General features: G+C 60.9%; 9 protein-coding genes, 3 tRNA genes and 1 pseudogene. 8 read left to right on the top strand and 5 right to left on the bottom strand.

The features are described from left to right. The first annotated feature begins 33 nt into the window (after window positions 1-33). The 3 genes from AC2FMM_RS18130 (at window position 34) to AC2FMM_RS18120 (ending at window position 2,018) form a co-directional block, all read left to right on the top strand. Window positions 34-110 (top strand) — tRNA-Met (locus AC2FMM_RS18130). Window positions 111-537: 427 nt separating this feature from the next. After that, window positions 538-1,617 (top strand): tannase/feruloyl esterase family alpha/beta hydrolase, encoded by a 1,080-nt coding sequence (locus AC2FMM_RS18125; protein ID WP_496797330.1) that lies wholly within the window; start codon window positions 538-540, stop codon window positions 1,615-1,617. Then, on the top strand, window positions 1,614-2,018 hold the full coding sequence (locus AC2FMM_RS18120; RefSeq protein WP_496797329.1) for a tannase/feruloyl esterase family alpha/beta hydrolase: 405 nt from the start codon (window positions 1,614-1,616) through the stop codon (window positions 2,016-2,018). The genes AC2FMM_RS18125 and AC2FMM_RS18120 overlap by 4 nt, the downstream gene beginning before the upstream one ends. A 294-nt stretch (window positions 2,019-2,312) precedes the next feature. Here AC2FMM_RS18120 and AC2FMM_RS18115 read toward each other — a convergent pair. After that, a tRNA-Arg gene (locus tag AC2FMM_RS18115) sits at window positions 2,313-2,389 on the bottom strand. Window positions 2,390-3,162: 773 nt separating this feature from the next. Between AC2FMM_RS18115 and AC2FMM_RS18110 the strand changes: the two genes are divergently transcribed. Further along, window positions 3,163-4,848 (top strand): tryptophan halogenase family protein, encoded by a 1,686-nt coding sequence (locus AC2FMM_RS18110; protein WP_496797328.1) that lies wholly within the window; start codon window positions 3,163-3,165, stop codon window positions 4,846-4,848. Window positions 4,849-5,048: 200 nt separating this feature from the next. Here AC2FMM_RS18110 and AC2FMM_RS18105 read toward each other — a convergent pair. After that, window positions 5,049-5,124, bottom strand: a tRNA-Ala gene (locus tag AC2FMM_RS18105). Between the two features lie 148 nt (window positions 5,125-5,272). Next, window positions 5,273-5,596, bottom strand: a complete 324-nt coding sequence (locus AC2FMM_RS18100; RefSeq protein ID WP_496679461.1) for a TIGR02300 family protein — start codon at window positions 5,594-5,596, stop codon at window positions 5,273-5,275. A gap of 100 nt (window positions 5,597-5,696) precedes the next feature. On the opposite strand from AC2FMM_RS18100, the gene AC2FMM_RS18095 reads away from it, so the two are divergent. The 3 genes from AC2FMM_RS18095 to AC2FMM_RS18085 all read left to right on the top strand — a co-directional run bounded on the left by AC2FMM_RS18095 (window position 5,697) and on the right by AC2FMM_RS18085 (window position 8,322). Beyond that, the gene (locus AC2FMM_RS18095; protein ID WP_496797327.1) at window positions 5,697-6,392 is read left to right on the top strand and encodes a M48 family metallopeptidase; all 696 of its coding nucleotides are present in this window, start codon (window positions 5,697-5,699) and stop codon (window positions 6,390-6,392) included. 30 nt (window positions 6,393-6,422) lie between these two features. After that, window positions 6,423-7,070 (top strand): FCD domain-containing protein, encoded by a 648-nt coding sequence (locus AC2FMM_RS18090; protein WP_490361228.1) that lies wholly within the window; start codon window positions 6,423-6,425, stop codon window positions 7,068-7,070. Window positions 7,071-7,182: 112 nt separating this feature from the next. After that, entirely contained in the window at window positions 7,183-8,322 is a 1,140-nt protein-coding gene (locus tag AC2FMM_RS18085) for a lytic murein transglycosylase (protein WP_496797331.1), read from the top strand. Between the two features lie 4 nt (window positions 8,323-8,326). On the opposite strand, the gene AC2FMM_RS18080 is transcribed toward AC2FMM_RS18085, so the two are convergent. After that, window positions 8,327-9,289 carry an acetyl-CoA carboxylase carboxyltransferase subunit alpha gene (locus tag AC2FMM_RS18080; RefSeq protein WP_496679454.1) on the bottom strand — a complete coding sequence of 321 codons (963 nt, stop codon included), beginning with the start codon at window positions 9,287-9,289 and terminating at the stop codon, window positions 8,327-8,329. 217 nt (window positions 9,290-9,506) lie between these two features. Here AC2FMM_RS18080 and AC2FMM_RS18075 point away from each other — a divergent pair, with 217 nt between their 5' ends. Next, window positions 9,507-10,088: a PA14 domain-containing protein gene (locus AC2FMM_RS18075; RefSeq protein WP_496679453.1), complete on the top strand. Its 582-nt coding sequence runs from the start codon at window positions 9,507-9,509 to the stop codon at window positions 10,086-10,088. Window positions 10,089-10,157: 69 nt separating this feature from the next. Here the strand turns inward: AC2FMM_RS18075 and AC2FMM_RS18070 are convergent. Next, window positions 10,158-10,622 (bottom strand): annotated as a pseudogene (locus AC2FMM_RS18070) (L-malyl-CoA/beta-methylmalyl-CoA lyase); the annotation flags it as partial.

Below are 10,622 nucleotides of genomic sequence, written 5' to 3'. Positions count from 1 at the left end.
AAAATCTCTGCAGGCCGAACGCCAAAAAAATGGCGCGGGGTGGAGCAGCCAGGTAGCTCGTCAGGCTCATAACCTGAAGGTCAGAGGTTCAAATCCTCTCCCCGCAACCAATATATCGTCGCAAAACAAACGCTTAACCCCGCATCACGCAGGGCTTTCGGCGTTCCGCAAACTCCCGTGGAAGCACTGTGGAAGCAGCAGGAGCGGTAAATGGGTGTGTGGCAATTCTGTGACAGGGAGCCCGTAGGGACTTTCTTGGGGCTCTCCTGAACAAAACGTGGTTTCAGCAAGAAAAGCGCCGAATAGTTTTCGTTGATCAGGTCAAGTCGTTGGCAAGAGCCTTACGTGGACATTGACTGCCACGCTTTGATTCGGAAAATTCTTTGATACATATCATTTTGATATTTTTGCCAACGTGCAGAGTTCTTTGCGTTTGCGCAAAACGTGGGGAAGATTAGTTAATTTTTTAAAAAAATGGTTTTGGCAAGTTTGGCTGTTCCGATATCGCAAACAGCATGGGCTCAATCCGAGTGTAGCGTGGATACGCTGCCACCACTTCCCGATGTGAAATATCTAACGGTGCAGGAACTGCCGGAACCGGTCGCTCATTGCAAGGTTGCAGGGGTGATCGGGACCGAGACCAATTTCGAGCTTTTGTTGCCGGACATGTGGAATGGAAAATTTGTCATGGGTGGTGGTGGTGGTTTCGTCGGTTCGGTCGTCAACGTGGCTTTGGCCTATGGTGCGTTGCAGAAAGGCTATGCCACGGTGGGTACCGACACTGGCCATCAAGGTCACCCAATCGACGCAAGCTGGGCCCTGAACAACCTTGAGCGAGTCGTAAGCTTTGGCCACCAAGCCGTGCATCGAACGGCAGTCACGGCCAAGGCGCTGACAGCGGAATATTACGGAAAGCCCAGTGCCCGCGACCTTTTCATTGGATGTTCGCGCGGCGGCGGGCAGGGAATGATGGAGTCACAGCGCTATCCGGACGATTTCGACGGTATCGTTGCAGGCGCGCCGGCCTATAACTGGACCCACGCGCTGGGTGCCGGTGCGGTGCTGATCAGCCAAGCCATGTTCCCTGACCCCAACGATCTCGGGCGCGCCGTGATTGGGCCTGAGGATCAGCAACTGATTGGGGAGGCCGTTCTGACCCAATGCGATGCGTTGGATGGCATTGAGGATGGCATCCTCATGGACCCGCGCCAATGCGACTTCGATGTATCCACATTGGCTTGTACCGAGGGTCAGAACAGCGGTTGTCTGTCTGAAGAGCAGATCGCCGCTGCCAATGCCATTTACGATGGTCCGAAGGACCCGCAAGGGCAGCTCTTTCCGGGGTTCCCTGTGGGCGGTGAGCTTAGCCCGTCAGGCTGGGGGAACTGGATGACTGGCGGTCTGGACGTGGGCATGGACCTGAGCCATTTCCAGGAGGGCGTAGAAACGGCGGGCGGATTTGAATTGCCGCCAATGCCAAACGCTTTGTTCGGGTTCGGCAATGGGGTTTTGCAATACCTTGTCTATCACGACCCTGACTGGAGTTATGCCGAACAGGACTGGGATACTTTCCGCGAAGATGTGAAGACGGCCGCGCAGACGCCGCGCAGACGTTGAATGCAACTGACCCCGACCTTGCGGCATTTCGAGACCACGGCGGCAAGTTGTTGCTTTTCAACTCGTGGAACGACATGGCAGCAACTGCCTATGGCACGATCCAGTATTATGAAGAAGTATTGGCAAATGACCCCAGTGCCTTGGATGACGTGCGGTTGTTCATCATGCCGGGTGTGGATCACTGTTCCGGCGGTATAGGCCCGGATTGGGTCGATTATCTCGACGTGATCGATGAGTGGGTGGAAACCGGAGTTGCGCCCGACAGCGTGTTGGCGGTCTGGCGCGAGACATTGGGTCACGGTACCGGCGCGCGTCCCGTATGTGCCTATCCAAAAGTGGCGCAGTATGACGGTGCGGGCGATCCTCGCGATCCGGCAAGCTTTACCTGCGCAGAGCCTTGAACCCGGTGATTTTGGTGAGAACGCGAACATGAAGAGAACATGAAGAAAGGTCCTATCGTTCGTATTTGGGTCTTCGTGTTGCTGGCTGTGCTACCGATTCGGCCGGATTGCGCGGCGGCAAAAGACTTACATGTTCTGGCCTCTCTGCTGGCTGAGAACCGCTTCCAAGGTGTCGTTGAGGCCCACGACGAACTAACAATCAAACCAGACCACCACGAAGTGGGCGCGCCAGAAAACCCGTTTTTTGTCGGAAAAACGGACTTTGGATGTCGAACGTCAGGAGAATTAGTTAAGTGGCGCCCACGGGAGGACTCGAACCCCCAACAGCCCGATTAGAAGTCGGATATTCTATCCAGTTGAATTACGTGGGCGCAGGTGAGCTTTTATTGACAATGTCAGTAGACAAGTCAACTTGGTAATTTTGTGGTGATATTACCAGTTTTTAGCCATTTAATATCAATCAGGTACGTGAATTGGGCGCTATTGTAGCTCTATCCAGTTGAGCTAAGGAACCGGTGAGTCTTTCAGGGCCGGGTTTCAAGGGACAATCGCAGGAAGAATGAGCCGGACCTCGTAAGCGCAGCGGACCATCCCGCATTAGGTGTAAGCGCCTTACTTTCAGCGACGCATTTCCAGCAAAAAATGCCGACTGTCAGAGTTCGGAGTAGCGTAGATCTCGAAAGACAGGCATACCTGCGCGCGTACATCATCACCAAGATTGGTCAACGCATCTGCAGTGAGAAACAAAAATTATGCAAGTGGAGCGTGTGGTGATCGACCGCGCGTCGGTCCGTCGACGAAAGCGGGCATGCTCCACTTCGCTGTCATATCCTGCTGGATGAAGCACACCCATTGATATGCGCGGTCCGTGTGAAGACCGGTTGTGCAGAGTGCTGGAGCTGGAAACAGCCCAACCTCCGGCGGGCCAAGATTTACGGCGGCGAAAGATTCCGCGCCCTATGAATATCCTTCGGGGTGCCCCTGTCATTGACCGGCACGCCGCTTCAGGCACTTGGCTTTCCTGTTCAGACGAACCGTTTTGCTCAAGGGCCCGCCCATCGGCTCGCGGCCAACCTTGATGCTTCGTGGAAGCGGGATATGCTGCTATAACGCCCAAAAATAAAACCAACAGGGACAGAACCACATGAACAACCGTTTGAGCAAAATCACCATCGTTGGTGGTGGCACGGCAGGCTGGATGACCGCGCTTATCCTTGAGATGGTGTTCTCACGCACATCGGCGCCAAAGGACCGGCCGCGTATCTGCTTGATCGAAAGCCCCAATATCGCAACCGTAGGCGTTGGCGAGGCTACCGTGCCGCGGATGCCGGTCACGCTGCGTCAGGCCGGCATTTCCGAGCGGGATTTCTTCCGCGAGACCAATGCGTCCTTCAAGCTGGGCGTCAAGTTCTGCAACTGGAACAAGGATGCCAAGGGCAATCGCATCGACTATGTGAACCCCTTTGCCCACGGCCAGATGATCGAGGGGCTGGACGCCGCCGAATATTTCCTGCGTTTCGGGAATGGTGATCGGGATTTTACCCAGTCGATCGCACCGCATGATGATCTGGGTCGCCTGTGCAAGGGCGCGCGGCCGCTGGGGCAGCCGGAGTTCGAGCAGCGGTTCGGGTATGCCTATCACCTGGATGCCGTCAAATTTGCCGGGATGCTGACCAAGGTCTGCACCAAGCGCGGCGTCGAGCACATCCAGGACGAGGTGCAGTCGGTCGAACTGGACGAGCAGGGAAATGTCAGCCACCTGATGCTCGAACGCAAGGGCCGTCATGACATCGAAATGGTCATCGACTGTACCGGGTTCCGCGGCCTGATCATCAACCAGGCGCTTGGCGAACCTTTCATGGACTATTCGGATTACCTGCCCAACGACCGCGCGATGGCGTTGCAGATCGAACACCCCGACCCGGACAAGATCGAAAGCCTGACGCGCGCCACTGCCCTTGGTGCCGGGTGGACATGGCGGGTGCCGCTGTTCAACCGCGTGGGCACCGGCTATGTGTTTTCCTCGGCGCATCGGACCGACGATCAGGCGGCGGATGAATACCTGGAATGGTTGGGGGACAGCGGCAAAGGCGCGACTCCGCGCGTGATCCCGATGCGGATCGGGCGCGTGCGCAACGCCTGGGTCAAGAACTGCGTGGCGATCGGTCTGGCGGGCGGGTTCATCGAACCGCTCGAGAGCACCGCGATCCACATGATCGATCACGCGGTGCGCTGGTTTGCCGAACATCTGCCGACCAAGGCCATCGAGCCCTCTTTGAGGACACGGTACAACCGGCAGATGAACAAGCTCTATGACGAGGTTCTGGAGTTCATCTGCCTGCATTATCGTCTGGGCAATCGCACGGATGACCAGTACTGGATCGACGCGCGCACTCAGTTGAAAGTGCCGGATCGGTTGGCCGAAAATCTCGACCTGTGGCAGAATCGTCTGCCCCTAGAGCGCGACATCGAATTCGCCACCCTGTTCGACTATCGCGTGTATCAGACGGTTCTGCTGGGCAAGCAGGTTTATGACACCGGATACGGCCCCGGCATCCGCGAACGTCTGCGGCCGCTGAAAAAGCCGATCTGGTTCCAATGGTGGAAAGGGGCCAAGATGGATCTTGCAAAGATCCTCAAGACGATGCCCGACCACAAGACCTTGCTGCTGGATATCCGCGGAGAGCTGGATCGCCCGGCCTTCGGCAAGGCAGTCGCGGCGAAACCGACCGTGGCAATGCCTGGGACAGTTCCGGCGCCGGTCGTCGTTCAGAACATGCCGAACCTCGCCGAGATCCGAAGCGGAGCAAAGGATCTTCAGCTGTTCTAGGGCACAAGGGTACGTGCCTGGCTGACGGGCGGCGGCTGGCAAGTCGCCGTCGTTCACGTTCTCAGGCCGCTTGGCGTAGGCCATACCACACCGGTTCCGAACGCGCCGGTCACGTCAGAACGGGCGTCGATCTTGGTAACCGCGTCCAAAAGCCCAAATGGGCTCAGCGACGGTCGGATAGCGGGTTTTGCAGAAAAATTTGGTGGAGCCTAGGGGAGTCGAACCCCTGACCTCTTGCATGCCATGCAAGCGCTCTCCCAACTGAGCTAAGGCCCCATTCCGGTACCGCCGTGGCGGTGGACGGACGTTTATGAAACGGCGTCGGTGAGTGCAAGAGCAAAAATCGAAAATCTGTCAAAAAAGTCGATGTTCGATCCGATGCGCCGATCCGGGCGGGGCGGCACCGGGTGCCGCCCACGCCAATTCAGGAATCTTCATCTTCCGACGCGACGTCGGTGATGTCGTCCAACGAGACGTTGTCATCGTCATCGTCTTCCAGGATGTCGTCGTCCAGATCGACATCGACGGCGTCGTCATCGTCCAGTACCAGGTCGTCATCCGACGCGGCCTCGCGGGCCTTGACGGATGCGGCATCTTCGGCATCCGCCGCGATCATCCGGCTCTTGCCGGTTTCCAATTCAACGATCTCGCCGGTGTAGGGGCTGATGATCGGGTCCTTGTTCAGGTCGTAAAACCGCTTTCCGGTGGTCGGGCAAACGCGCTTTACGCCCCATTCTTCCTTGGGCATGTCAATTCCCCTTGATATCAGGTGAGTCGTATCAACGATTCAGGTCACCTGCCACATGCGGCGGGCACTGTCAAAGCCTTTGCGCCAAGGAGAATGCACCATGGGGCGACATTCACTGCCCGGCCACCCGCCTGTCGCCCTGACGCTTCGGCAATCGGCGCGCGCGCGCCGCATCAGCCTGCGAATCTCGCAATTGGACGGCCGGGTTACGCTGACCTACCCGCAGAGCGTTCCCGAATCCGAGGCGATCGGCTTTGCTCGCAGGAAAGAAGACTGGATCCGCCAGCATCTTCGCGCCCGTCCCGAGCCGGTGGTCATTCAATTCGGCCAGACACTGCCGGTCGAGGGGGTGCCCCGGCGAATCGTGCCTGCGGAGAGGCGGCGCGTCGTCCTGGAGGCGGATCGGATTGCCGTGCCCGAGGGGGCCGAGGCCCGGCGGCTGGCCCGGTTCCTGAAAGAGCTGGCGCGGGATCGCCTGACCGGGGCCTGCGATGACTATGCCGCGATGCTGGGCCGGGCTTATTCCAGCCTCACCCTGCGCGATACGCGGTCGCGTTGGGGGTCGTGCAGTTCGGCGGGTGGTTTGATGTTTTCCTGGCGGCTGATTCTGGCCCCGCCCGAGGTTCTGCACTATGTCGCCGCGCACGAGGTGGCCCATCTGGCCGAGATGAACCATTCGCCGGCGTTCTGGACGCAGGTCGAGCGTCTGTTCGGCCCATATCAAGCACCGCGGCGCTGGCTGCGCGACAACGGGGCCGAACTGCACCGGTACCGGTTCGAGGCAGGCTCCGGTTGACCCCGTCGGGATTTGTGATCACATGGAGCCATGCAGACCGCCCGAAACCCCGACTCGCAATCCGCCACCCATGACCAGGTCTATCGCGCCTTGCGGTCGCGCATCATGCACGGCGAAATCGCGCCGGGGCAGGCCCTGACCCTGCGCGGCATCGGCAAGGAATTCGATGTTTCGATGACCCCCGCGCGCGAGGCGGTGCGCCGGCTCGTGGCCGAGGGAGCGTTGTTTCTGTCCAGTTCGGGGCGGGTGTCGACGCCCGAGCTCAGCAACGACCGGATCGAGGAGCTGGCGGCCCTGCGGGCGCTGCTCGAGGTCGAACTGGCCAGCCGCGCCCTGCCGCGGGCCCACATGGCCCTGATTGACCGGCTGCAGAGCATCAACATGTCGGTCGCGGAAATGGTGACCAAGCGTGATGCGGTGGGCTATATCCGCGCCAATCTCGAATTCCACCGCACGCTGTACTTGCGCGCACAAGCGCCGGCGATGCTGGCCATGGCGGAAACCGTCTGGCTGCAGCTGGGGCCGACCATGCGGGCGCTTTATGGCCGCTTGCGCCGAACCGAACCGCCGCATTATCACAAGCTGATCATCGCCGCGCTCAAGGCCGGGGACGAGCCTGGCCTGCGGCTGGCGGTGCGCTCGGACGTTACCCAGGGGCTGCGTCTGCTGGTCAGCTGAGCAAAGACCTGCGCAGAGGCGCAAATCTGGCTCGCCGCGTGGCGCCAAGCTGGCGTCGGAAGGGCGGTTGCGCTAGGCTGGCGGCAACAACGAACAAGAGCAGATGCCAGCCATGATCGATCGACGGATGTTTACACTGGGGCTTGGTTCCGGCCTGCTGACGGCCTGCGCGGGCGGGACGGCGCAGACCCACGCCACGGTCACGCGGATGCAGCCGGTGCCCAACGCCGGCTGGGACGCTTGGGTTGCCGGTTTCAAGGCCCGCGCGGCCGGTCAGGGGATCTCGCAGGCGACCATCGACCGGGCATTCCGAGGCGCGGGGTATCTGCCCGACGTGATCGAGCGCGACCGCAATCAGGTCGAGTTCAAGCGCTCGCTCGAGGACTATCTGGCCATCGCCGCTTCGGACGAGCGAATCAGCAAGGGCCGCCAGATGCTGCAGCGTCACAATGGCACGCTGACCCAGATCGAATCGCGCTATGGCGTGGACAAGGAAATCGTCGTGGCCATCTGGGGGCTGGAAAGCCGGTATGGCGAGCGGCGCGGTGACGTGCCGGTGGTCTCGGCCCTGTCGACGCTGGCCTATGATGGCCGGCGGGGTGCGTTCTTTGAAGAGCAGCTGATCGCGGCGCTGAAGATCCTGCAGAACGGTGACACGACGCCCGACATGATGGCCGGCAGCTGGGCGGGCGCCATGGGGCATACGCAGTTCATCCCAACCTCGTACCTGGCCTATGCGGTCGATTTCACAGGTGACGGGCGGCGAGACATCTGGTCCGACGACCCGACGGATTCGCTGGCCTCGACGGCGGCCTACCTGTCGCGCGCGGGCTGGGTGCGAGGCCAGCCTTGGGGGGGCGAGGTCGGATCACCGGCCGCCAGTTCTGGTACGCCTGTCGCTATCCTGCAGCCGCAGAAACCGGGGCCGCGCATCGCCGTGTTCCGCAATTTTCAGGTGATCAAGCGTTACAACAATTCCGACAGCTATGCGATCGGGGTGGGGCATCTGGCCGATCGGATCGCGGGCGGCCCGCCGTTCCGGGCATCGTTCGGGCCGGATGAAAATGGTCTGACGCTCGAGGACCGCAAGACGCTGCAGCGCCGTTTGACGGCCGCGGGCTATGATACGCAGGGCGCGGACGGGGTGATCGGGAACAACACCAAGGCCGCCATCAGCGCCTATCAGCGCGCCAGCGGCCTGCCGGTGACGGGTGAACCCTCGGTCAGCCTGTTGCAGTCCTTGGGCGGCTGACGGCTCAGGCTGCCAGCCCCTTGGAGCCCAGATCCAGGAATTTCTGACGCCGGTCCTTGATCAGCACGGCGGCATCCTTGCCGTCCAGCTCTTTCAGCATGTCGGCAATTGCCTTGCCCACCGCCTTGATCGTGGCCGGACGATCGCGATGTGCGCCGCCCTTGGGTTCGGGGATGATCCGGTCGCAGACGCCCAGCTTGTGCAGGTCCTGCGCGGTCAGGCGCAGCGCCTCGGCGGCTTCACGCATCTTCTCGGCGTCTTTCCACAGGATCGACGCGCAGCCCTCGGGCGAGATCACTGAATAGATCGAGTGTTCCAGCATCGCGACCCGGTTGGCCGTGGCAAAGGCCACCGCACCGCCCGAGCCCCCTTCGCCGATGATCACCGACACCAGCGGTACGCCGATCTTCAGGCACATCTCGGTTGACCGGGCAATTGCCTCGGACTGGCCGCGCTCTTCGGCGCCCTTGCCGGGATAGGCGCCGGCCGTATCCACCAGCGTGATCACCGGCAGGCCGAACCGGTTGGCCAGGTCCATCAGGCGCACCGCCTTGCGATAGCCTTCGGGGCGGGCCATGCCGAAATTGCGCTCGATCCGCGATTTGGTGTCCGAGCCCTTCTCGTGTCCGATCACCATCACCGGCCGGTCGTTGAACCGCGCCAGCCCGCCGATCACCGCCAGATCGTCGGCAAAGTTGCGGTCGCCGGCCAAGGGCGTGAACTCGGTGAACAGCGCCTCTACATAATCCTTGCAATGGGGACGTTCGGGGTGACGGGCCACCTGGCATTTCCGCCAAGGGGTCAGGTCCCGGTACAGCTCGTCCAGCAGCTTGGCCGCCTTGGCGTCCAGCGCAGCGGCTTCCTCGGTCACGTCCATCTCTTCGTTGGCGCGGGCCAGGGCGCGCAGCTCTTCGGCCTTGCCTTCGATCTCGGCCAGCGGTTTTTCGAAATCCAGATACTGGGTCATGACGCCTCTCAACGCGAAAGTTCCACGCTATATGACCCGAGGTCGCCCCGGATGCAACTCGGCTTGTCCCGCGCGGGCGGCAAATTCACGCAACCATCGCCAAGTGGATGGGCGCAGCGCCTTGCAGCAAAGTCCGGCCCGCCGTAGTCTGGGCGCAAGGCAGATCGCCGCAATCAAGCTGTGCCTGGTTCAAGCGGCGCAGATCAGGGAGATGACGATGAACGTTTTTTGCAAGGGGGTGGCTGCCGCGGTCGTTGCACTTGTGGCAGGCGCGTCCTACGCCGCGCCGCTGAAGCTGCAGCCCGCCAATCCGCAACCTTCGGGACTGAAGTCCGGGTTGAACGTGAAATATGCGTGGGAGGGCAATCCGCCGCGCAAGATTCAAACAGTCACCAAGGCCAAGCAGATGATGAAGAAGGCCCAGCCGGGCGCGCCGCTGCGGGGACTTGATTATCGCGATACCGAGGAGGGCGACCCGGTTCTGACCTACAATCAAGCCTACAACGTGGCGGCAGAGATCACGGGCTACATCCGCTTTGACTCGCCGGGCATCTATGAATTGGAAACCTGGTCGAATGACGGGATCGATGCCTATGTCGGCGGCCAGCAGATCGGCTACTTCAACGGGCGCCAAGGGTGCGAGGCCAACCAGCGCACCGAGGTCGAGGTACCGCGAGCCGGGTGGTATCCGCTCAAGATCAATTATTTCCAGAAATACGGGACCTCTTGCCTGATGATGAAATGGGGCAAGCAGGGCGAGCGGTTCACTTGGACGCCAAACGACGTTTTTGGCCGCTGAGGGTCTTTGAACCTAGCAAAAAAAGGCACCCGATCGGGTGCCTTTTTTCGTTTGGGCTCGATGGGTCGGTCAACCGTTCGCGGCGATCAGCTCGGCCTGCGCCACGATCACCTCGGCCTGCTTGATCGAGGCGATATCGACCAACCGCCCCTTGTAGACGGTGGCGCCTTCGCCATTGGCCTTGGCTTGCTCCATCGCGGCCAGGATTTCGCGCGCTTCGGCCACCGCCTCGTCCGACGGGGTGAAGACCTGATTGGCCAGCGCGATCTGCTTGGGGTGGATCGCCCATTTGCCGACCATGCCCAGCGTCGCCGAACGGCGCGCCTGCGCGATATAGCCTTCGTCGTCCGAGAAGTCGCCGAACGGCCCGTCGACCGGCAGCACCCCATGGGTGCGGCAGGCGGCCACGATGGCAGCCTGTGCCCAATGCCACGGGTCCGACCAGTATTTCTGGCCCTCGCGCAGCATGTAGTAGTTTTCCTGCGTGCCGCCGATTCCCGTGGTCTGCATCCCCATCGAGGCGGCGAAATCGGC

The organism is Ruegeria sp. BHSC043 (genome assembly GCF_059612985.1).
Note: the sequence above shows the minus strand (reverse complement) of the source record. Positions and strands in the feature narration are given on the sequence as shown.